The organism is Bradyrhizobium sp. SUTN9-2 (genome assembly GCF_003122645.1).
GTDB classification, from domain to species: domain Bacteria; phylum Pseudomonadota; class Alphaproteobacteria; order Rhizobiales; family Xanthobacteraceae; genus Bradyrhizobium; species Bradyrhizobium yuanmingense.
Window position 1 is genome coordinate 4,395,685 of the sequence record NZ_LAXE01000001.1, and the last position, 19,717, is coordinate 4,415,401.

The following is a 19,717-nucleotide window of genomic DNA, read 5'->3' on the forward strand; positions in this document are numbered from 1 at the left end:
GCTTCCTCTTCTCTCTGATCCGGAGTTGTCATGATCCGAATTCTCGCAGTTCTTGCCGCGCTTCTGTTCGCGGCGCCGGCGGTGGCGCAGCAATTGCCGGCAAATCTCGACAAGGCCAACGCCATCGTCATCGACAGCACCAAGGGCCGCATCGTCATCAAGCTCAGGACCGACATCGCGCCCCAGCATGCCGAACGCATCAAGCAGCTGGCGCGCGAAGGCTTCTACAACAACGTGCCGTTCCACCGCGTCATGGACGGCTTCATGGCGCAGACCGGCGACGGCCAGAACGGCAACGGCACCGGCGGCTCGAAATACCCGAACCTGAAGCAGGAATTCTCCAAGGTGCATTTTGCCCGCGGCATCGTCGGCATGGCCCGGCGCGGCGACAGCGTCGACAGCGCCAACTCGCAGTTCTTCATCATGTTCGCCGACGGCGGCAGCCTCGACGGCCAGTACACCGTGATCGGCGAGGTGGTGCAGGGCATGGACGTCGTCGACAAGCTGAAGAAGGCGCCCCCCGGCTCGCCCGGCGGCTCCGTCACCGATCCCGACAAGATGGTGAAGGTGCAGGTCGCCTCAGACATCAAATAGGCGCGGCCATGGCGCGCCGCGGTGGCAGGCTCCTGCTGGTTGCCGCGGTGCTGTTGCTCGCCACCTCCCGTGCGGCCGTGGAGGCCGCCCAGGTCGACACGATCCAGGACATCTTCCGGCACCTGCGCACCTGCTGGAGACCGCCGTCGCCGGCGAGGGCCCGCCCACTCGACATCACCGTCCTGGTGAGCTTTAACCGGGCCGGAAACATTCTGGGCCATCCGAGGATTACCTATGAATCCGCGGAGGCCTCTGACAACGACCGGCTGCAATACCGGATCGCGGTGATGGAGGCGTTGCAACGCTGCACGCCGGTGCCATTTACCGATGCAATGGCCGGCGCCGCCGCGGGACGTCCATTCGCGATCCAGTTCCGCAGCCGCAAGACGTCACCCGACAAGACTTCACCCCCAACGCAAGAGAGACGAGCATGAGCGTCACCGAAAACACCCTGATCCTCGAGACCACGCAGGGCCCCGTCACCATCGAGATGCGCCCCGACCTCGCGCCCGGCCATGTCGCGCGTATCAAGGAACTGGTCCGTGAGGGCTTCTACGACGGCATCGTGTTTCACCGCGTGATCGAGGGCTTCATGGCGCAGACCGGCTGCCCGCACGGCACCGGCACCGGCGGCTCCGGCAAGAAGCTGAAGGCCGAGTTCAACAAGGAGCCGCATGTGCGCGGCACCGCCTCGATGGCCCGCGCCGCCAATCCCGATTCCGGCGACAGCCAGTTCTTCATCTGCTTCGACGACGCCCGCTTCCTCGACAACCAGTACACGGTGTGGGGCAAGGTCACCGAGGGCATGGAGAACGTCGACAAGATCAAGCGCGGCGAGCCGGTGCAGAACCCCGACAAGATCGTCAAGGCGCGGATGGCCGCGGACAAGGAATAGTCACTCGATCCTCATCCTGAGGAGCGCGGAACGCGCGTCTCGAAGGATGAAGGCCCCACTGCTGCAACCCGGCCTTCATGGTTCGAGACGGCGCTAAGCGCCTCCTCACCATGAGGGTCTGGCTGTGTCGCGCCAAGCCTGCTCATGCGCACCGATCTCTTCGATTTCGATCTGCCGCCCGAGCGCATCGCGCTGCGCCCGGCGAGCCCGCGCGATTCCGCGAGGATGCTGGTCGTCGAGAATGGCGCGCTGCGCGATCAGATCATTTCCGACCTGCCGCAATGGCTGAGGCCCGGCGACCAGCTCGTCGTCAACGACACCAAGGTGATTGCGGCGCAATTGAAGGGCCGCCGCATCGGCCGCGACACCGAGCCGAAGATCGAGGCGACGCTGATCAAGCGCCTCGACGGCTCGCGCTGGCAGGCGCTGGTGAAGCCGGCCAAGAAGCTCGCCCCCGGCGACCGCATCCGCTTCGGCAACGACGGCAAGGTCTGCATGCTCGGCCATCTCGACGCCGAGGTCGAGGCCAAGGGCACCGAGGGCGAGGTGACGCTGTCGTTCTCGTTCCACGGCCCGGCGCTGGACCAGGCCATCGCCGATCTCGGCAGCCCGCCGCTGCCGCCCTACATCGCCTCCAAGCGCACGCCAGACGATCAGGACCTCGCTGATTACCAGACCATGTTCGCGGCGAATGAAGGCGCAGTTGCAGCGCCGACCGCGGGGCTGCATTTCACGCCCGCGCTGGAGCAGGCGCTGCGCGACCGCGGCGTCGGCCTCAACCGCGTGACGCTGCATGTCGGGGCAGGGACGTTCCTGCCGGTGAAGGTCGACGACACCGAAGCCCACAAGATGCACGCCGAGTGGGGCACGATCTCGGCCGCAACGGCGGAGCGGCTCAACGCCGCGCGGAAGACCGGCGGCCGTATCGTTGCCGTCGGCACAACGTCATTGCGGCTGCTCGAAAGCGCAGCGCGCGAGGACGGCACGATCCAGCCATTCGCCGCCGAGACGTCGATCTTCATCACGCCCGGCTATCGCTTCCGCGCAGTCGATATTCTGATGACGAATTTCCACCTTCCGAAGTCGACGCTGTTCATGCTGGTGTCGGCCTTCTCCGGGCTCGCGACGATGAAGCAGGCCTATGCGCACGCGATCGCGAGCGGATACCGGTTCTATTCGTATGGCGATGCGTGTTTGCTGTTTCGAGCGGTCCCGTAGGGTGGATTAGCCGTCAGGCGTAATCCACCGCTTCTGTTTCCGCGGATATGAAAGAGGTGGGTTACGCCCAGCGGCCGCGCTTCGCGCATCCGCTAGGCTAACCCACCCTACGCACCTCCCGTTACGCCATCACCTTCTGCGGCAACAGCTCGGCGATCTGCACGGCGTTCAGCGCCGCGCCCTTGAGCAGCTGATCGGCTGCCACGAACATCGAGATCGAATGGCCTGAGGGGTCGCTGAGATCCTTGCGGATGCGGCCGACCAGAACGTCGTCCTGGCCCGAGGCGTCGATCGGCATCGGGAAGTAGTTCTTGGCGCGGTCGTCGACCACCTTGACGCCGGGCGCGCGCGCCATGATGGCACGGACCTGGTCCTCGCTGATCGGCTTCTCGCATTCGAAGGTGATGGCTTCGCAATGGGCGCGCAGCACCGGCACGCGCACGCAGGTGACGCCGACGGCGATGCTGTCGTCCTCGAAGATCTTGCGGGTCTCCTTGATGACCTTGGTCTCTTCGTCGTTGTAGCCGGTCTCGGGGTCGATGGCGGTGTTGTGGTTGAACAGGTTGAAGGCGTAGGGGTGTGGCATCACCTTCGGCGTATAGACCTGCCCGTTGAGGTTGGCGCGGGTGGATTCGACGAGCTCCTCCATCGCGGCGGCGCCGGCGCCGCTGGCCGCCTGATAGGTCGAGATGATCACGCGCTTGATGCGGTTCTTCTGGTGGATCGGCCACAGCGGCACCAGCGCGGTGATCGCGGCGCAGTTCGGGTTGGCGATGATGCCCTTGTGGTCGCGGATGCGGCTCGCGTTGATCTCGGGGATCACCAGCGGCACGTTTGGGTCCATGCGGAAGGCCGAGGAATTGTCGACCACGACGGCGCCGGCCTTCACCGCGATCGGTGCATACTTCCTGGAGATGCTGCCGCCGGCGGAGAACAGCGCGATGTCGACGCCGTCGAAGGAGCGCTCGGTCAACTCCTCGATGGCCACGCTCTGCCCGCGGAACGACACCGTCTTGCCGGCCGAGCGGGCGCTCGCCAGTGCCTTGAGCTTGCCGACGCGAAAGCCGCGCTTGTCCATGGTGGCGATGAATTCGGCGCCCACCGCACCGGTGACGCCGACAATCGCGACGACGGGATCGTTACTCACTTTGTCCTCCGTTGCATTGAAAATTTAGACAACAAAAAAGCCCCGGACCATCGAGGGCGGGGCTTGCCGTAGAGCTGATGCGTTTAAGTCGACGACCTACGCGCGCACGCCTCCCCGGGCCCCTTCGGCCGTGGTGGTTTTGGTCGTGCGTTTGGTGGTCGTGAACATGGCGGCGACTTATGCGGGAGAGTCTTGCGGCCGTCAATGGCTTTTCGGCCCGGCCGATGCCGGGGGCAGCCTGCCGCTATTTGGCACCCGCTATTTCCCCTTGGCGCCAGGCGGCTCCAGGGTGACCTCCTTGAGGTCGTCGCCGCTGACGACGACGATCGAGAAGTTCAGCCGGCCACGCTCGCGGACCAGCCCGCCGCTGATGGCCTTGCCTGCGGCGGCGCGCTCGGCGACGCGTACGGCATCGGAGAGGCGGTGCCTGATCGCACCCAGCGCTGCGAGGTTGCTGCGGTCCTCGCGGTCGAGCTCGGTGAGGGGTAGGGCCGCTTCCCCGCCGACCAGTTCGCCGGTCGAAGCATTGATGGTGTGGCGCCAGATCCGGTCGTTGTGCAGTGTCTTCACCCGGTAGACCGGCACGCCCGAGCCGCCATCGAAGCTCACATCGGCGGTGGTGGCGCCGGCATGGCGGGCTTCGGCAATCGCCATGGCCTGGCTGATCGTGATCGAGGAGCTGCGGAACCGCTCTATTTCGCGGCTGACTGCCTGGCGGTCCGCTTCGGCATCACCATCTGTGTCGCTGTGAAGCGCGGTCGGCGTGCTCGCGGTCACGACAGCCTGTGCCGGCGCGGCGATAAGCAGTGCGGGCAATGCGATCGCAAGCAGGTGCGAGGTCCATCGTTTGGCAGTCGTCATGCTCGAAACCCTCGGCCAGCGAGTGTGCCGGATGATCGTAAAGAATTCGCGGCCGGCCTTGGGCATCGGCCGGCCGCGGAGCGCCGCGGCAGGCTGTACCCGCCGCGGCGATCGAAGCGGGTCCGGACCTCTTTGGGGCTGGTGAAAAAAGCGGCCCGAACCGACTGTAATGAAACCATACCGTATCGTTTTATTTCGGTCAATGACGCCGCACCGTCGCCCCCTGGGGAAAGCACGCAAGCTCACGGAATTGTCAGCGGGAGGAGCGTCGCCGTGGCGCGAGTTTCGAGGTGTCCTGGACGCGGTCGGCAGGTCCCAGCGCGCCGGCCAGGAACAGCTTGATCGCCGCGCGCATGCGCTTCTCGGCAGCCTTCAGCTCCAGCGCCGTTCCGAACGTCGCCATGCGGTGGGTGTGACCGACGACGACGTCGAGGAACACCTCGGCTGCGATGGTGGTGTCGTCGACATCGAGCGCGCCTTGCGCCACCAGATGGTCGAAGAAGCGCGCCGTGGTGGCGACGGCCTTGAGCCAGCCTTCCTCCTTGCCGAGCTTGGCGACGTCGGGGAAGTTGATGGCCTGCGCCGTCATCATGCGGCTAAAGGCGACGGCATCCGGGCCGCAGGTGAAGGTCAGCATCTCGCGTCCGATCTCGACCAGCCGCTGCTCGACCGGGATGTTCGAGGCGCTGGAGAGCTGCGTCTCCGCCGCCGCCGACAGCGGCGCAAGCCAGCGCTCGATCTCGCGCCTCAGCACGGCCGCGAACAGGCCGCGCTTGTCGCCATAGCGGGAATAGACGGTGGGCTTGCTGACCCGCGCAGCTTCCGCGACCGCATCGAGCGAGGTCGCATCGAAGCCGCGATCAAGGAACAGGCGGGTGGCGACCTCGATCAGCCGCAGATCGCGCTCGATCGCAGCGGTCTTCGTCGGCCGGCCGCCGCGCGATTTCGGCACCTCGCGCCGTGGCGCTGCCGGTCTTGTCCTGGTCGCAGTCAATCCCATGCCCAATGATTCCTGCGCGGTCGTGATATCGGTCATTCGCTCTATATCGCGCAGGAGCGGAGGCGTCATCGCGAATCTGGCCGAATTGGCCATATCGTCAACGGTTTCGGTATTGCCTCGTTCCGTCACGAGGGATCACGGCAGCGTCGAGGTCCAGGCCTGGCCGGATGCAGCCTTCTCGTATCCGTACTGGTACAGCGCCCGCATATAGCCGGTATCGAACCCTTCCGACGGCGGCGCCGGATAGTCGCGCGCGATGTAGGAGAGATGGAAGCCCAGCCGGTTACGCTTGGCGAAATCGTAGGTCGAGAAGATGATCGAGCGCGTCTGCGATTGGGTGATCGCCGACAGGCTGCGCGAGGCGACGTCGATGGTGCCGTTGGAGACGAGCTCGAAGTTGCGTTCGATCTTCTTGTTGACGAGGATGTAGATGTCCACCTTCGCATTGCCGGGCAGACGGCCACTCTGGAACAGCAGAGCTTCGGGCAAGGTCAGCACCGGCGCGGTCACGCCGCCGTCGACATGCATCTCCTGAAACTTGCGGCCCCCGCCTTCGGCATCGATCATGATGGGCGGAAACACCAGGGGAATGCTGGCGGAGGCCGCCATCACGTCGCGAAACAGCTTGAGTGCCTCGGGCGTTCCGACCGCGGCAATCTTGCCCATGTCCCAGATCGCGGTGCGTTGCGTGTCAAGGTCGGTCGTCACCACGAGCAGCCTGCGGCCCTTGGCGTGCTCGCGCGCGACTTGCGCCATGATCTCGGGCCCGACATAGCGTGCAACGAGCTCGCGCAGCCGCGTGTTGCCGAACAGGCCGGATCCGAACAGCACGCGCATGATGCTGGGATCGTTCAGGAGGCTCTCCGCGATGCCGCTGGTGTAGACCTCCTTCAGCGTGTCGTCATATTGCGGTCCGAGAAACGCGAACGGCGCGATCAGGCCGCCGGTGCTGACGCCCGAGACGACCGAGAAGGTGGGGCGGGTTCGGGCCGCGGTCCAGCCGTTGAGCACGCCGACGCCATAGGCGCCGTCAGCGCCGCCGCCGGACAGCGCCAGATAGGTTCTCGTCGCAGTGCTGTTGTCTTTATCGAAGCTGAACTTGGTGACCGGCTCGTCGGCGTAACGCCGGAGGCCGTCGATATCCAGCACGCGCGAGGCGCTGGCTTCAGCGGCTGTGTAGGGCGTGCGGGGCAGGGCGGTGCAGGCGCCGAGCGCCAGGCTGCAGATCAGGACCACCGATCCGATCAGGCCGACGCCAGTCTGCCTGATCCGGTCACGCGAGGAGACGGATGCGTCGGTCGAACACGGAGGGTACGGCATTGTCGGTGGCTGGCGATCACGCATCTACCGCCGCCGGCAAGTTCGCCGCGGCATCTCGTCCAGCCCTGCGCACAAAACTATACTGTATCGTTTCGTTTGACAAGGGCGCGGGCACACTCATCCTTGTGTGGGTCGGTGTCCCAGTCTGATGCACAAACCGGCCCGAGCGCGGTCGGCGGGTTGATCAGCCTGCTCCGACACGCAATAAGCACCGCCATGAATCCCGACAATGACCTTCCCAATCACTTTGAGTTGCTCGCCACCGACGGGGCCGCGCGTACCGGGCGCCTGACCACCCCGCATGGCGTGGTGCGGACCCCTGCCTTCATGCCGGTCGGCACCGCCGGTGCCATGAAGGGCATGCACTGGCGCGAGGTGCGCGATGCCGGCGCCGACATCGTGCTCGGCAACACCTACCATCTGATGCTGCGTCCAAGCGCCGAGCGGATCGCGGCGCTCGGCGGCCTGCAGACGTTCACAGGCTGGAACGGACCGATGTTGACCGATTCCGGCGGCTTCCAGGTGATGTCGCTGGCGGATTTGCGCAAGGTCAGCGAGCACGCCGTCACGTTCCGCTCGCACATCGACGGCGCCAAGGTCGAGCTGTCGCCGGAGCGGTCGATCGAGGTGCAGCGTTTGCTCGGCTCCGACATCGCCATGCAGATGGATGAATGCGTACGATTGCCTGCCGAGCGCGCCGACATCGAGCGCGCGATGCAATTGTCGCTGCGCTGGGCGGAGAGAAGCAAGCGCGCCTTCGCGAGCGCCCCGGATGGCTACATGCTGTTCGGCATCGTGCAGGGCGGCGACGTACCCGAGCTGCGCCATGCGAGCGCGCAAGGCCTGGTCGGGATCGGCTTCCATGGCTATGCGATCGGCGGGCTCGCCGTCGGCGAACCGCAGGCGGTCATGCTGGCGATGATCGACGAGACCGCGCCGCTGCTGCCGAAGCAGCGGCCACGCTATCTGATGGGCGTCGGCACGCCCGACGACATCCTCGAAGCGGTGAAGCGCGGCATCGACATGTTCGACTGCGTGATGCCGACCCGCAACGGCCGGCACGGCGTCGCCTTCACGCGCTACGGCCAGGTCAATTTGCGCAACGCGCGCCATGCCGACGATCCACGCCCGCTCGATGAAGAGAGCTCATGGCCGTCGACGCGGAACTGCGCGCGCGCCTATCTGCATCATCTCGTCAAGGCCGGCGAGACGCTGGGCGCGATGCTGCTGTCCGAGATCAATGTCGCGTACTACCAGTCCCTGATGCAGGGCATCAGGGACGCGATCGCGCAAGGAAATTTCGAGGAGTTCTATCAGCGTACGCGCGCGGACTGGGCGAGGGGCGATATCGCCCCGCGATAGCTCAACAGTCCAAACTCAGTTGCACACGAGCCGCCGCTTCACGGCATGCTTGGTCACGAAGCCGTAGCCGCAATTGTCGCAAGTCCAGAGGTAGCTGATGATGTGGTCCGAGACGTAGGCAGATGCTTCAGCGGCGACCATGGAGTCGGCGCAGACGGGACAGGTCGGCAACTCGCTGCAACGCGGATCACGCCTTAGCACTACGGTCGACATCACTTCAGCAACCGCTGACATCGTGGTGACCTCCCTGCTTTGAGACCTAAGTCTAACATAAGCAGAATCAGTTGACGAGGTCGCAACACAAATGCGTTGGTTTTCTGCTAATTAAAGCTCACGCGATTTTGCGATGCAGCGTATTTAACATGTGCTGCATAGCCGCTTGCGTGTCGCCGCAAGCTGTCCGTAACTGCGCAGGGCCGCGACAGACGTGCAGATCGTCGCCACAGGGAGTTCATCATGGACGTATCGTCCAACACGGGTGCAGCGCACCAACCCGGCCGTGGCCGGATCTATGACTCGATCGTCGATGCCTTCGGCAACACGCCCATCGTGCGCTTGCGCCGGCTGCCCGGCATGCACGACGTGAACGCGACCATTTTGGCAAAACTTGAATATTTCAATCCTGCCGCGAGCGTGAAGGACCGCATCGGCGCGGCCATGATCATCGCGATGGAGAAGGCGGGCATCGTCAAGCCGGACACCGTGCTGATCGAGCCGACCTCCGGCAATACCGGCATTGCGCTCGCCTTCGTCGCGGCCTCCCGCGGCTACCGGCTCAAGCTGGTGATGCCGGAATCGATGTCGATCGAGCGACGCAAGATGCTGGCCTTTCTCGGCGCGGAGCTGGTGCTGACGCCGGCGGCGCAGGGCATGAAGGGCGCCATCGCGGCCGCCGAGGAGCTCTTGAAGACGACGCCGAATTCAGTGATGCCGCAGCAGTTCAAGAACCTCGCCAATCCGGAGGTGCACCGCCGCACCACCGCGGAGGAGATCTGGAACGACACCGGCGGCAGCATCGACTTCTTCGTGGCCGGCGTCGGCACCGGCGGCACGATCACCGGCGTCGGCCAGGTACTCAAGCCGCGCAAGCCGGGCTTGCGTGTGGTCGCGGTCGAGCCGGAGGAGAGCCCGGTGCTCTCGGGGGGACAGCATACTCCGCACAAGATCCAAGGCATTGGTGCCGGCTTCGTCCCTGACATCCTCGACCGCTCCGTGATCGATGAGATCGTGAAGATCAACTCGACCACGGCGATCGAGACCTCGCGCGCGCTGGCGCGGCATGAGGGCATTCCGGGCGGCATCTCCTCGGGCGCCGCGATCGCCGCCGCACTCGAGATCGGCAAGCGGCCGGAAGCTTCCGGAAAGACCATCCTGGCGATCGTGCCGTCCTTCTCCGAGCGGTATCTTTCGACGGCTCTGTTTGAGGGAATCTAGGACATGGCGGATCAACCGAGACGGCCGCGCACGCTGGGCGATGCCAGGACCGAGGCCGAGGCGGCGTTCAAGAAGGTGACGGCCAAGGTCGTCACGGCGCCGCCCAAGCAAAACGCCGTGCCCGGCATCAAGGAGCAGGTCACGCTGCGCATCGACCAGGACGTGCTGGAGTTCTTCCAGGAGGGCGGTCCCGGCTGGCAGGATCGCATCAACGAGGCGCTGCGCAAGGTGGCAGGGAAGTAGACTTCGCGGATGGGCTGTAGCTCCTCATCCTGTGGAGCTTGCGAAGCAAGCGTCTCGAAGGATGAAGGCCCCGCTGGTCGAGGCGCGCCTTCATAGTTCGAGACGGCGCTTCGCGCCTCCTCACCATGAGGATCACAAACGAAAAAGCCCGGCGCGAGCCGGGCTTCTGTCGTCTGGGATCCGTCTCGCTCTCAGCGGCGGAACATGCCGCCCATCATGCCGCCGACGACGCCACCGACGAAGGCCGCACCGGCAGCATCGCCGGGATTGCTGCGTGGCTGGGGTGCCGGTGCCGGCGCGCTGCTCTGAGCCGGGGCGGTGGCGGCGCGCCGAGCCGGCTTCTGGCTGCCGTCGCTCGCCGTTGCCGGGGCAGCCACGATTTCCGAGAGCAGGGCCTTGTGCTGGTTCTTGTTGAGATAACCCGACGAGGGATAGCCGCGCGCAGTCTGCCAGCGCTTGAGCACGGACCGCGTTTCGTCGTTGAAGACGCCGGTCTGGTTGGTGTCGAAGCCGAGCGCCGTGAGTCGACGCTGCACGTCGCGACGCTTGTTCTTGTCGAGACCGATTTGGTCCTCGGTCACTTGGGTAGCCTCATCCGTGAAGGTGGCGGGATCGACGCCGGCATTGAGCGTGCGGGTCGCGGTCGAGGGGCCGCTCTTGATCGCCGCTAGCCGCGCCAGCGCCAGCGCCTTGAACTGGCCGTTCGGGTAAGCGGTGAGGTAGGCATTGAGCTCCTCGGCCTTGTTGGACTCCTTAACCGAGCGCCAGTATTCGAGCTCGACACCGTCCGAGCTTCCGGTCGCCGCCGGCACAATGCCGGTCGCGGTCGGGGCCGCAGCGGCGACCTGGGTGGTCGGCGCCTGATTGAGATAGACGGAGCCGGTCAGGTTGGTGTGGCCCCAGGGCAGCTGGCCCTTGCGGGTCTCTTCATTGACCTGAGCGCGCACCGACGTCATGGCCTGCTGTATCTCGACGCCGGGCTTGGTGATGTTGTCAATCAACGCCCGCGTGAACGGGCTGTTGTTGCCTTCCTGGCCGTCGAGTGCGGTCTGGCCCGGGCCGGTGGCGAACGCGATCAGCGTGCCTTCGCCGGACTTCATCTCGGCGAGGCCGCTCTGGACGTTGACGCTGCGGGTCGCCGAATTCGACTTGATCTTCGCGGCGAACGGATTGTCCCGGCAGGCGTCGAGGAAGACGAGCTTGACCTTGGCATCGCCCATGGTCTGCTCGAGCGTCAGGTCGATGTTGATGGCGGCGCCCAGCTTGACGTCCATTTCCGACTTGATGTCGGCATCGACGGGCAGCAGGTAATTGGTGCCGCTGACGGCGATGCCGTGGCCGGCATAATAGAACAGCGCGATATCGGAGCCTTGCGCCTTGCGGCCGAAATCAAGCAGCTTCTCGGTCATCTGGTCGCGGCTGAGATTGGAGCCTTCGATCACCTCGAAGCCGACATTGCGCAGCGTGGCCGCCATCGCCTTGGCGTCGATCGGCGGGTTCGGCAATTGCGCGACGTTCTTGTAGGAGCCGTTGCCGACGACGAAGGCGACGCGGCGGTCAGCCTTGGCGGCACTGATCGACAGCGCCATGCACATCAGCGAAGCGAGGAGGGTGAGATAGCGCATTCTGAAATCCCCAGAATCGAATTGCAGGCAGCAACAAATCGGCCACGAACCTACACGAAGTGCCCGACTTCGCGCCACCAAAACGGCAGTCCGTTGCGTTCAACCCGCTGCTGTGTGGCCGAATGTGCACGATGGAGTGTCGCTCCAACGTGATCCAAATCACACGGCCACTTGGTTTTGTCGCGCGAGACGGCGCCAGGTTCACCTGGCCCGGGCGGGAACCGACGAAGCGGGCTTCAAATTGAGTAAATTGCCGAACAGGATCAGCGCGGCGCCGAGCACGGTCCAGGCGTCGAGCCGCTCGGAATACAACAGCCAACCGGCAGTTGCAGTCAGTGGAACCCGCAGGAAGTCCATCGGAACCACGACCGTCGCGTCAGCGTAGCGCATCGCGCTGGCCAGGCAATAATGTGAGAACGTGCCGCAGACGGCGATCACGCCGACCCAGCCCCAGACATAGAGCGACGGCCACGTCCAAACCAACAGCGTCGGAATGAAGCCCGCAACCGACTGCACCACCAGCATCCAGAACAGGATCGAGAGCGCGCTCTCGGTGCGGGTCAGCGATTTGACCAGCGCCATCGCGACGCCAAATCCCATGGCGGCGCCAAGCGCGATGAGCTGCCCCGGATTGATCTCCCCGGTCGAGGGGCGGACAATGACGATAACGCCGACGAGGCCGAGCACGATGGCGGCGATCTTCCATGGCGTCATCCGCTCGGACAGGAAGCTCGCCGCGAGGACGGCCGTCCAGATCGGCATGGTGAACTCGATTGCGACCACCTGGCCGATCGGGATCAGTGTCAGTGCGAAGAACCAGCCGAGTTGGGCAACATAGTGCACCAAATTGCGGCCGACATGCTGCGGCAACCGCGATGTCTTGAGCACCTTCCAGCCGCCGGCGCGGTAGATGATCGGTGAGAGCAAGACGAAGCCGGCCAGCGACCTCATTTCCATGATCTGAAAAACATTCAGCTCGCGCGTGGTCTCGCGCCCGGCCACTGCCATGATCAGCATCAGCGACAGCCAGCCGGCCATCCACAGTGCAGCCATCATTTTCGACGGTGTGGTGCTCATCTGCGGCGGATACGGATGGACAGAGGAGGGGCGGCCGGTATCGGCGACATTGCCGCCGTTTGCAACGGCCAAATCTGCGGATGCAGCGATGCTGGGCGGCATGCTAAGGCATCAGCGAACAACGACAAAGATCGGGAGACATTGCCCATGCGCATCTTGCAGCCGGCCGAGTGGAAAAAACCGCGCGGCTTTTCCCACGGCGTCGTGACCGAGGGGCCGGGCCGATGGGTGGTACTCGCCGGCCAAACCGGGGGCGACGAGGCCGGCAGTTACGATCCCGACATGGCAGCCCAGGTCGCGACGGCGCTGAAGCGGATCGTCAAGCTGCTGGGCGAGGCCGGTGCCGGCGCCGAGCACATCGTCCGCCTGACCTGGTACCTGACCAGCCGCGCCGAGTACGAAGCGGCAGGTGCCGGCATTGGCGCGGCCTGGAAGGAAACGCTCGGCCGCAATTTTCCGCCCTCGACGCTGCTCTATATCGGAGGCCTCGTGGACGAGCGTGCCAAGGTCGAGATCGAGGTCACGGCGTTCGTGCCCGGCCCATAAAAAAATCGATCCGGCGCGGGCGCCGGATCGATTGTCGCGTGAGCTAGCGTCTTATTTCGACATCGAGATGTGCGCGCCGCGGAACTGACTGTCCGCGCGCATCGTGACGTTCTGCTTGTTGCCGGACGTCTTGAGAGAGATGTTGGCGTTGAAGCCCGCGGTGGAGGCCACCAGCTCGTAGCTTCCGCCGCTGCCGCGGCCCTGGAGCGAACCGGAGATGTTGCGGCTGGTCTCGGACCAACTGCCTGCAATGGCGCCGCCTTCGGCCTTCACGTTGGCGCCGAGGTTGAATTTGTAGGCATCGCTGGCGCAGGTCAGCGACATCTCCATGGTCGGTCCGATCGGAGCGTATTTGGCCCGGCAGCGGATCCGCTCGGTCGAGCCGTCATCCAGCGTGACCGTGCCACCGCCGCTCCAGCTGCCCGCCAGCGGGGCGAACGGACCCGACTGGGCACTGCTTTCGGTCGCGGCGATCCCAGCCCCAAACAAAACGGCGGCCGCGATCAGAAGCCGCCGGTTCCGGGCGCGAGCCTCAATTGGTTTATTGGCGCGATGCTTCCCACCGCCCGCTGCACGGTATGCCTGCAGATGCTCCATTCCACTTCCCCGATCCGGCGTTGCCGCTGAGTTGACCGTTGGCATATGCACCATTGATCGAAACTTTCACAAGTCCCCCGCTGCCGATGGTGCCGGAAACGTTAGCGCCGGGCGCGGTGATCTTGCCGCCGGCAACCGTCAGCATCGAGCTTGCGGTCGGCTCGCACGAACCGCTCTTGGTCACGATGGTGACTTGCCAATTGCCGTCATAGGGATTCTGGGCGAAGGCGGGGGCGGCGAGGGTGCCAGCGAGAACTGGGGCGGCACAGAACACCGCAATGCGACCAAAACGCATGAATTCGTCCTTGAATGTGTCTGAGTTGTTGACGCTTATTCGAACGAAATGTGACGGAAATTTGTTGCGATGCCAAAGCGAAAATTGTTCCTTTGGGAACAATGGTTTATTTGCGCTTTTGGCTCCAATTTCCGAAGCAGAATCAAGGGCGCCGCACGTTAAGGGTAAACGTCAGGACGACTCGGAAAGAGCTTGCTCCAGGAGACTTCGGCTCAGAGGGCTGGCTCAGAGGATCTTGGCTCAGGAGAGGCTCGGCGCGGAGGTCGCGAACTGCTCGTCCTGGACTTTGGCGGGTAGCGCCTTGTGGACCTTGGCGTAATCGATCACGTCGGCCAGCAGCTTGAGCCCGAGCGGCGCCAGCGCGCGTTCCCAAAGCTCTCGTGCGGTCTCGCCCTTCTTGACGAAGCACCAGTCCTGGGCGGCGATCGCGCCGGCATCCATGCGGTCGGCGAGATGGTAGATCGTGCCGCCAGCGATGGGGTCGCCTTCCTTGATGGTCCATTCCACCGCGGCCTTGCCGCGGTGGCGCGGCAGCAGCGAGGGATGATAGCCGATCCCGCCGAGCCTAGCGGCGGCGAGCGCATCCTTGCCGATCCTGGCATGGCTGTGCGCGGTGATGATCAGATCGGTGTCCGGGGCGATCTCGGAGGCCACCACCAGCTTGGGATTGGCTTGCACCTGCACCTCGATGCCCGCCGCCTTGGCCGCCGCGGCGAGGTGGTCGTCGGCGTCCGCCACCACGACCCGGACAACCGAGACGCTGTGCTCCCGGAGCATGTTCAGGGTGGTCACGCCAAAATGGCGGGAGCCGACGAGGGTAATTCGCATGGGTGTCCGATCCGTCTCGCAACTGCGTCATCCCCCGATAACACGTCCGCATGCCCTGTCACCACCCGCGCAGCGTTTGCGTGGGTTATCAACAATGCGCCGGGTGCCGCTTGCGCGAGCGCCGGGATTGCGCCGTCGAGCCGTCCGGCGCCTTCCAAGCGGGCATGACATCGGCTTGGGAGCGAAGGCAATGCGCAGCGTCGGGTTTTTCGCTGTCGCGACACTGCTGGCGGCCACTTCGGCCCAAGCTGGCGGGCCTTACCCGGCGGTCCCGACCGGCGTTGCGCCATCAGGTGGCGCCGATCTCGGACGCCTACCGTTGCCTGGGGCCCTGCGTCGTGGACGAGAGCCTGTAGCGGGTTCCTGTGTTTCGTTCTTAACAGAGATGCCTCGGATTGGCTGACTCGGATTGGCTGATAAGGGTGCGCCAACCGGGGCTGGTGACATTTCAAACCCGCATCCGTTTTCGACCCCGGCTTTTGGCCGCCGGCGGCCTTTCATGCCCACGACTGACGAAATCATCGAACGGTAACACGATCTCAACCAGCTTGGCGTATCGACGAATCCGTCGCGGATTTGTATTGCGTACCGCGACACCGAAATCGTCCGCCGGCGTGGGCGCGCCGCCGGGCCTTTTCGCCGGGACAGATCTCATGCCGAGCGCGATCGAGCAGATCGTCGACGCCTATGTGCGTCTGAAGAACCGCCGTGGACTCGACGAGCTGATGATGCACAGGCAGCGGCTCGCGGTCGATCTGAAGAGCCGGTCCGGCTATGATTTCAGTTTGCCGATCGGTCAGATCGACGAGGAGATCGCGATCATTGAGGCGGGGCTCAGCCGGCTCAAGTCGGATAAGTCCACGATCTAGACGTCGGCATCGTGCGCGATGCCTGGCGTTGACGCATTGTCGCAGTCCGAGCCCGGTTCATGCGGGGTTCAGGCCAGCCACGCGTCAATTGCCATGTCGTTTCGTGGGACGCGAATCCTGATAGGCTTGTCCCCGTGTTTTGAAGGAATCGTCATGATCGAACTTGCGCTGGCCGGCCTGCTTGCGTTTGCAACCGTGCCTGCGGCGCCGACAGCGCCCATGGTGGAGCAGGTTCAGTTCAGGGGCGGTCCGGGCGGGCAATGTCCACACGGCTACGATTACAACCACTCGAACGGCCGCTGCTATCCCAACGACCGTCACGCGCCGGGTGTCTACACCGGGGGCCACGGCTCGGGCTATGGGCGCCGTGGTGGCCTGTGCCCGCACGGTTACGACTATAATTACTCGACAGGCGAGTGCTACCCGAATCGTGCGCACGCGCCCGGCGCTTACGGTCGCCCTCAATATTACGGACGACGCGGCGGGCTCTGTCCGGACGGCTATGATTACAATTACTCGCAGGGACAGTGCTACCCGCACGGGGCACGTGCGCCGGGCATGTATGGGCGGTAGTCATCGCCGTGCTGAGGCGGGCGCTCAGTCGCGTCGGCCGCCGTCGATCACCGTGAACAGCGGCCGCGCCGGGGTGGGTTCGACCAGCAGCTCCTCTACCAGTGCGGTTGCGGCATCGACATATTTTCGGGTCGGCTTGTCGAGAGGGCGCTTGGCCTCGTCGTCGAGCGCGACTTTTGCGGCCTCGACCAGCTTGCGCATGCGCGCGGCATGGTCGTCGCCCGCGGTCAATGTCGCGCGCGCCAGCGAGCGCAGCACGAACAGCTCGCCCTCGAGACGAAGCAGACGGTCGTTGAGCCTGGTCAGGACGGCGTTGAGGTCGGCCATGGCGTTCGAAGCGGAGGATCCGTCCTGATCTAGCCGCGATCGGTGAACGGAGTGCAAACGGCGCCGGCGCAATTCGGCGGATCCGGCGTCACCGCAGGCGGCTTACCATTCGACGCCGGCCCAGCGCCGCCCGAACACCGGTGGCCTCGTCTTCACGGCCTGCCAGCCGAAGAAGTGGTGCTTGCCGGACCAGGCATGCACGATGCCGCTGCAGATGCCGCATTTGAAGCTGCCGCTGTGAGCCTCGCTGTGCTCCTCTCTGGTCGCGATGTAGTTCATGCCGCAACCGGTGCAGGTGAATTCTTCGATCGTCCAGATGCTGTTGGCCATGACCCAGAATGCGTTTCGGTGACTACGAAGAAAGGTAGTAACCAGCATTTGCAGGGGCGTAAACCGGCGCGGGGAAATCCGGTTAACCCGCGTTAGCCAAGCCGGGTTGGGGGCGGGCGATGTGGTATCCGGCAGCCGGTCGTCTTGACGCCAGATACGTTGCTGGCAATAACGGCTGAGCCCGCAAGCGCGGAAGTTGCGTTCATGCCGCAAGGAAAGCTGTGCCCGTGAAAAGCCTCCGTCAGTTGCTGACGGGCGAGGACGTCATCCAGCTCGTGATCCGCCTCGGCCTGCTCGCCCTGCTGATCATCTGGACCTTCCTGATCATCCGCCCATTCGTGCCAATCCTGGCCTGGAGCGGCGTGCTGGCGGTCGCGTTCTATCCGGCATTCAGCTGGGTCGCCAAGATCCTGGGCGGCCGGCCCAAAACCGCAGCAATAATCCTGACCCTGATCACGCTGGGTATCGTCATCGGCCCGGCGACCTGGCTCGGCATCAGCGCGGTGGACGGCGTGCGTGAGCTGGCGCACCAGCTCGGCACCGGCGACCTCGTGCTCCAATCGGCTCCGGAGCAGCTTAAGTCCTGGCCGCTGGTCGGCCCCTGGCTCTACGAGCTCTGGGATCAGGCCTACAACAACGTTCGGACGGCGGTGCGCGAGGTGGCGCCGTATCTTCAGCCGCTGGCCGGCCCGCTGCTCTCCCTCGCGGGCGACGCCGGCCTTGGCACGCTCCAGTTTCTCGTCTCGGTGTTCGTGGCAGGCTTCCTGTTTCCGCATGGGCCGCGCCTGGTCGCGGCCGGCCGCAACTTCCTGTTTCGCATCGTGCCGGAGCAAAGCGAGCATTTCCTCTCGCTCGCCGGTGCGACCATCCGCGCCGTGGCGCAGGGCGTCATTGGCGTGGCGATCGTCCAGGCGCTGCTCGCCGGAATCGGCTTCAAGCTCGCCTCGGTGCCGAGCGCGGGCCTTCTTGCCTTCATCGTGCTGCTGCTCTCGATCGTGCAGATCGGTGCTTTCCTGGTGCTGCTGCCAGTGATCATCTGGATCTGGACCGCTAAGGACGTCACCACCGCGCTGCTGCTCACCGTGTTCTTCGTCCTGGTCGGCTTCATCGACACCATGCTGAAGCCGCTGGTCATGGGCCGTGGCCTGACCACCCCGACCATCGTGATCTTCGTCGGCGTGATCGGCGGTACGCTGGCCCACGGCATCGTCGGACTGTTCATCGGACCGATCATCCTGTCGGTGGCCTGGGAAATGATGATGGCCTGGATCAGGACCGAGGACCGGGCGGAGGCGGGGAAGGGTTGATCTCGCCCCGCCAGCGCGGTGTCAGCCGCCCATGCCGGTTAGCTCGTGGCTTGTGATCAAGGCGCTTCGCTAACTTGTCTGTTTGACTAGACAAGTTACCATTGGGTCGATTCTGTTTTCGACAACGGCAGCAATGGCAAAGTCTTCCAAGCTGGTTGCCGCCAGGCGCGGCAAGGTATTGTTGGTCAGACGCCGATCGGACGGCCTGTGGATGTTTCCGGGCGGCCGCAAGCGTGCGCGCGAGTCGGAGAAGGACTGCCTGCGGCGGGAGATCAAGGAGGAATTGCCCAAGCTGAAGCTCGGCAGGATCAGCCTCTGGAAGGAAGTGAAGGCGAGGAACAAGCGCTCCGGCCGCAAGATGAGCGACGCGATCTTCATCGCCAAGTCCGCCAAGGGCAGGCTGGCGATCGGCGACAAGAAGGAGATCGACCGCGCCGCCTGGCACAAGCCCCGCGGCATCCGCCTGACGGCGACCTCGCGCTACATCCGCGACCGCCTGTTTCCGCGCAAGCGGCGGCGAAGCTGAGCCGCTAGTCCTCCCGCGCCGCCGATCGCGTCCTGCCAGCAAACCTCCTCGATTGCGCCACCTCCGGCTCGGGTGCGGCGAGCTTCGCGGCCTGGAGCTCCCGCATCTCCTTGCGGACCTGGCGCGCACTGCGCATCGCCCGCTTGATGAAAGGATGCTGCGAGTCCTCGGCGAAGAACAGCACGACTTCGCAGCTCGGACATTGCCTGGAATAGCCGTCCTGCAACCGGCCGGCGCGATCGCGAAACACGTTCTTGCACCGCGTGCACTGAACCTGGACCGAACTCATGCGCGGATGACAATCACTTTGAAATGGATCGTCAGCTGATCCGAAATGTCTGAAGAAAGCTTGAATGCCGGCCTGGCCCGATGCCGCCAGACATCGCCGAGCCAACAAGACGTGTGAACCAGTTCACAAGCGCGCGGCGAAACCGCTGCTATGAAGACGTCATTGCTTAACCGATTCATTTCGAACGAAACGCCCCAGCGTGGCTCCAAGCGCTGGGGCTTTTTCGTGCCTCCATTCTCACAGCCAAGAGCAGATCGAAAGGATCGCGCCGCCGCCTCGAACGTTATCGAGGAGGGGTGCGTTCGCAGGGCAAATCCCATATGCATGGCGCCGAGCTGCCGATTCGAGGGGCAAGGCGGCTCGCATTCAGTTTGCGGCGGTTCAAGAGCAGAAACGGGTCCAAGTGAGGCTTTCCACGAAGGCAAGGGTGGCCAAGAAGCCGCCGAAGAAGAGC

General features: G+C 64.6%; 25 protein-coding genes. 12 read left to right on the top strand and 13 right to left on the bottom strand.

Annotation, left to right across the window (positions count from 1 at the left end; all coding sequences use genetic code 11):
* Positions 1-30 precede the first annotated feature (30 nt).
* The 4 genes from XF30_RS20490 (at position 31) to queA (ending at position 2,707) form a co-directional block, all read left to right on the top strand.
* Complete coding sequence (locus tag XF30_RS20490) at positions 31-594, top strand: peptidylprolyl isomerase (protein ID WP_036012644.1); 564 nt, start codon at positions 31-33, stop codon at positions 592-594.
* Between the two features lie 8 nt (positions 595-602).
* Entirely contained in the window at positions 603-1,028 is a 426-nt protein-coding gene (locus XF30_RS20495; protein ID WP_036028153.1) for a UCP034077 family protein, read from the top strand.
* Positions 1,025-1,489: a peptidylprolyl isomerase gene (locus XF30_RS20500; protein WP_018642141.1), complete on the top strand. Its 465-nt coding sequence runs from the start codon at positions 1,025-1,027 to the stop codon at positions 1,487-1,489. Before XF30_RS20495 ends, XF30_RS20500 begins: the two co-directional genes overlap by 4 nt.
* Positions 1,490-1,633: 144 nt before the next feature.
* Positions 1,634-2,707 (top strand): tRNA preQ1(34) S-adenosylmethionine ribosyltransferase-isomerase QueA, encoded by a 1,074-nt coding sequence (queA, locus tag XF30_RS20505; protein WP_109143683.1) that lies wholly within the window; start codon positions 1,634-1,636, stop codon positions 2,705-2,707.
* A 121-nt stretch (positions 2,708-2,828) separates the two neighbouring features.
* Here the strand turns inward: queA and XF30_RS20510 are convergent, their stop codons facing one another.
* The 4 genes from XF30_RS20510 to XF30_RS20525 form a co-directional block, all read right to left on the bottom strand.
* On the bottom strand, positions 2,829-3,854 hold the full coding sequence (locus XF30_RS20510) for an aspartate-semialdehyde dehydrogenase (protein WP_109143684.1): 1,026 nt from the start codon (positions 3,852-3,854) through the stop codon (positions 2,829-2,831).
* A 258-nt stretch (positions 3,855-4,112) separates the two neighbouring features.
* On the bottom strand, positions 4,113-4,715 hold the full coding sequence (locus XF30_RS20515; RefSeq protein ID WP_192893429.1) for a PepSY domain-containing protein: 603 nt from the start codon (positions 4,713-4,715) through the stop codon (positions 4,113-4,115).
* A 253-nt stretch (positions 4,716-4,968) separates the two neighbouring features.
* Complete coding sequence (locus tag XF30_RS20520; protein ID WP_036012628.1) at positions 4,969-5,715, bottom strand: TetR/AcrR family transcriptional regulator; 747 nt, start codon at positions 5,713-5,715, stop codon at positions 4,969-4,971.
* A 135-nt stretch (positions 5,716-5,850) separates the two neighbouring features.
* A complete protein-coding gene (locus XF30_RS20525) occupies positions 5,851-7,035 on the bottom strand; it encodes a patatin-like phospholipase family protein (RefSeq protein ID WP_244608983.1) in 1,185 nt (394 codons plus the stop codon).
* A gap of 216 nt (positions 7,036-7,251) precedes the next feature.
* Here XF30_RS20525 and tgt point away from each other — a divergent pair, with 216 nt between their 5' ends.
* The gene (tgt, locus tag XF30_RS20530; protein WP_036028145.1) at positions 7,252-8,397 is read left to right on the top strand and encodes a tRNA guanosine(34) transglycosylase Tgt; all 1,146 of its coding nucleotides are present in this window, start codon (positions 7,252-7,254) and stop codon (positions 8,395-8,397) included.
* A gap of 15 nt (positions 8,398-8,412) precedes the next feature.
* Here the strand turns inward: tgt and XF30_RS20535 are convergent, their stop codons facing one another.
* Positions 8,413-8,631, bottom strand: a complete 219-nt coding sequence (locus XF30_RS20535; RefSeq protein ID WP_036012613.1) for a hypothetical protein — start codon at positions 8,629-8,631, stop codon at positions 8,413-8,415.
* 222 nt (positions 8,632-8,853) lie between these two features.
* Here XF30_RS20535 and cysK point away from each other — a divergent pair, with 222 nt between their 5' ends.
* Both cysK and XF30_RS20545 read left to right on the top strand, forming a co-directional pair.
* Positions 8,854-9,831 carry a cysteine synthase A gene (cysK, locus tag XF30_RS20540; protein ID WP_036012610.1) on the top strand — a complete coding sequence of 326 codons (978 nt, stop codon included), beginning with the start codon at positions 8,854-8,856 and terminating at the stop codon, positions 9,829-9,831.
* Between the two features lie 3 nt (positions 9,832-9,834).
* Entirely contained in the window at positions 9,835-10,074 is a 240-nt protein-coding gene (locus XF30_RS20545; RefSeq protein WP_109143687.1) for a BrnA antitoxin family protein, read from the top strand.
* A 191-nt stretch (positions 10,075-10,265) separates the two neighbouring features.
* Here the strand turns inward: XF30_RS20545 and XF30_RS20550 are convergent, their stop codons facing one another.
* The gene (locus XF30_RS20550) at positions 10,266-11,699 is read right to left on the bottom strand and encodes a caspase family protein (protein ID WP_057029251.1); all 1,434 of its coding nucleotides are present in this window, start codon (positions 11,697-11,699) and stop codon (positions 10,266-10,268) included.
* A gap of 201 nt (positions 11,700-11,900) precedes the next feature.
* Entirely contained in the window at positions 11,901-12,776 is an 876-nt protein-coding gene (locus XF30_RS20555; RefSeq protein WP_036012600.1) for a DMT family transporter, read from the bottom strand.
* Positions 12,777-12,923: 147 nt separating this feature from the next.
* Between XF30_RS20555 and XF30_RS20560 the strand changes: the two genes are divergently transcribed.
* Positions 12,924-13,322, top strand: a complete 399-nt coding sequence (locus tag XF30_RS20560; protein ID WP_036012586.1) for a RidA family protein — start codon at positions 12,924-12,926, stop codon at positions 13,320-13,322.
* Between the two features lie 51 nt (positions 13,323-13,373).
* Here the strand turns inward: XF30_RS20560 and XF30_RS20565 are convergent, their stop codons facing one another.
* From XF30_RS20565 to XF30_RS20575, 3 genes are all read right to left on the bottom strand, one after another.
* A complete protein-coding gene (locus XF30_RS20565; RefSeq protein ID WP_036012583.1) occupies positions 13,374-13,919 on the bottom strand; it encodes a hypothetical protein in 546 nt (181 codons plus the stop codon).
* Positions 13,864-14,214, bottom strand: a complete 351-nt coding sequence (locus tag XF30_RS20570; RefSeq protein WP_036012597.1) for a hypothetical protein — start codon at positions 14,212-14,214, stop codon at positions 13,864-13,866. The genes XF30_RS20565 and XF30_RS20570 overlap by 56 nt, the downstream gene beginning before the upstream one ends.
* A gap of 240 nt (positions 14,215-14,454) precedes the next feature.
* Positions 14,455-15,042 (bottom strand): formyltransferase family protein, encoded by a 588-nt coding sequence (locus XF30_RS20575; protein WP_109143688.1) that lies wholly within the window; start codon positions 15,040-15,042, stop codon positions 14,455-14,457.
* A gap of 653 nt (positions 15,043-15,695) precedes the next feature.
* Between XF30_RS20575 and XF30_RS20580 the strand changes: the two genes are divergently transcribed.
* Together XF30_RS20580 and XF30_RS20585 are read left to right on the top strand one after the other, a co-directional pair.
* Positions 15,696-15,911: a hypothetical protein gene (locus tag XF30_RS20580; RefSeq protein ID WP_109145788.1), complete on the top strand. Its 216-nt coding sequence runs from the start codon at positions 15,696-15,698 to the stop codon at positions 15,909-15,911.
* A 126-nt stretch (positions 15,912-16,037) separates the two neighbouring features.
* Positions 16,038-16,484 (top strand): hypothetical protein, encoded by a 447-nt coding sequence (locus XF30_RS20585; protein WP_225139969.1) that lies wholly within the window; start codon positions 16,038-16,040, stop codon positions 16,482-16,484.
* A 24-nt stretch (positions 16,485-16,508) separates the two neighbouring features.
* Here XF30_RS20585 and XF30_RS20590 read toward each other — a convergent pair whose 3' ends face one another.
* Together XF30_RS20590 and XF30_RS20595 are read right to left on the bottom strand one after the other, a co-directional pair.
* Positions 16,509-16,811: a hypothetical protein gene (locus XF30_RS20590; RefSeq protein WP_027575377.1), complete on the bottom strand. Its 303-nt coding sequence runs from the start codon at positions 16,809-16,811 to the stop codon at positions 16,509-16,511.
* Positions 16,812-16,913: 102 nt separating this feature from the next.
* On the bottom strand, positions 16,914-17,141 hold the full coding sequence (locus tag XF30_RS20595; protein WP_109143690.1) for a hypothetical protein: 228 nt from the start codon (positions 17,139-17,141) through the stop codon (positions 16,914-16,916).
* Positions 17,142-17,368: 227 nt separating this feature from the next.
* On the opposite strand from XF30_RS20595, the gene XF30_RS20600 reads away from it, so the two are divergent.
* Both XF30_RS20600 and XF30_RS20605 read left to right on the top strand, forming a co-directional pair.
* The gene (locus tag XF30_RS20600; RefSeq protein ID WP_370141315.1) at positions 17,369-18,448 is read left to right on the top strand and encodes an AI-2E family transporter; all 1,080 of its coding nucleotides are present in this window, start codon (positions 17,369-17,371) and stop codon (positions 18,446-18,448) included.
* A gap of 133 nt (positions 18,449-18,581) precedes the next feature.
* Positions 18,582-18,974, top strand: coding sequence for an NUDIX hydrolase (locus tag XF30_RS20605; RefSeq protein ID WP_157286040.1), 393 nt, complete (start codon positions 18,582-18,584; stop codon positions 18,972-18,974).
* Between the two features lie 4 nt (positions 18,975-18,978).
* Here the strand turns inward: XF30_RS20605 and XF30_RS20610 are convergent, their stop codons facing one another.
* Positions 18,979-19,224 carry a hypothetical protein gene (locus XF30_RS20610; RefSeq protein WP_463671660.1) on the bottom strand — a complete coding sequence of 82 codons (246 nt, stop codon included), beginning with the start codon at positions 19,222-19,224 and terminating at the stop codon, positions 18,979-18,981.
* Between the last annotated feature and the right edge of the window lie 493 nt (positions 19,225-19,717).

Bases quoted from the DNA above. Each gene is read 5' to 3' on its own strand.
- XF30_RS20490 (WP_036012644.1), top strand. From the start codon at position 31: ATGATCCGAATTCTCGCAGTTCTTGCCGCGCTTCTGTTCGCGGCGCCG.
- XF30_RS20495 (WP_036028153.1), top strand. From the start codon at position 603: ATGGCGCGCCGCGGTGGCAGGCTCCTGCTGGTTGCCGCGGTGCTGTTG.
- XF30_RS20500 (WP_018642141.1), top strand. From the start codon at position 1,025: ATGAGCGTCACCGAAAACACCCTGATCCTCGAGACCACGCAGGGCCCC.
- queA (WP_109143683.1), top strand. From the start codon at position 1,634: ATGCGCACCGATCTCTTCGATTTCGATCTGCCGCCCGAGCGCATCGCG.
- XF30_RS20515 (WP_192893429.1), bottom strand. From the start codon at position 4,715: ATGACGACTGCCAAACGATGGACCTCGCACCTGCTTGCGATCGCATTG.
- XF30_RS20520 (WP_036012628.1), bottom strand. From the start codon at position 5,715: ATGGGATTGACTGCGACCAGGACAAGACCGGCAGCGCCACGGCGCGAG.
- XF30_RS20525 (WP_244608983.1), bottom strand. From the start codon at position 7,035: ATGCCGTACCCTCCGTGTTCGACCGACGCATCCGTCTCCTCGCGTGAC.
- tgt (WP_036028145.1), top strand. From the start codon at position 7,252: ATGAATCCCGACAATGACCTTCCCAATCACTTTGAGTTGCTCGCCACC.
- XF30_RS20535 (WP_036012613.1), bottom strand. From the start codon at position 8,631: ATGTCAGCGGTTGCTGAAGTGATGTCGACCGTAGTGCTAAGGCGTGAT.
- cysK (WP_036012610.1), top strand. From the start codon at position 8,854: ATGGACGTATCGTCCAACACGGGTGCAGCGCACCAACCCGGCCGTGGC.
- XF30_RS20545 (WP_109143687.1), top strand. From the start codon at position 9,835: ATGGCGGATCAACCGAGACGGCCGCGCACGCTGGGCGATGCCAGGACC.
- XF30_RS20550 (WP_057029251.1), bottom strand. From the start codon at position 11,699: ATGCGCTATCTCACCCTCCTCGCTTCGCTGATGTGCATGGCGCTGTCG.
- XF30_RS20555 (WP_036012600.1), bottom strand. From the start codon at position 12,776: ATGAGCACCACACCGTCGAAAATGATGGCTGCACTGTGGATGGCCGGC.
- XF30_RS20560 (WP_036012586.1), top strand. From the start codon at position 12,924: ATGCGCATCTTGCAGCCGGCCGAGTGGAAAAAACCGCGCGGCTTTTCC.
- XF30_RS20565 (WP_036012583.1), bottom strand. From the start codon at position 13,919: ATGGAGCATCTGCAGGCATACCGTGCAGCGGGCGGTGGGAAGCATCGC.
- XF30_RS20570 (WP_036012597.1), bottom strand. From the start codon at position 14,214: ATGCGTTTTGGTCGCATTGCGGTGTTCTGTGCCGCCCCAGTTCTCGCT.
- XF30_RS20575 (WP_109143688.1), bottom strand. From the start codon at position 15,042: ATGCGAATTACCCTCGTCGGCTCCCGCCATTTTGGCGTGACCACCCTG.
- XF30_RS20580 (WP_109145788.1), top strand. From the start codon at position 15,696: ATGCCGAGCGCGATCGAGCAGATCGTCGACGCCTATGTGCGTCTGAAG.
- XF30_RS20590 (WP_027575377.1), bottom strand. From the start codon at position 16,811: ATGGCCGACCTCAACGCCGTCCTGACCAGGCTCAACGACCGTCTGCTT.
- XF30_RS20595 (WP_109143690.1), bottom strand. From the start codon at position 17,141: ATGGCCAACAGCATCTGGACGATCGAAGAATTCACCTGCACCGGTTGC.
- XF30_RS20605 (WP_157286040.1), top strand. From the start codon at position 18,582: ATGGCAAAGTCTTCCAAGCTGGTTGCCGCCAGGCGCGGCAAGGTATTG.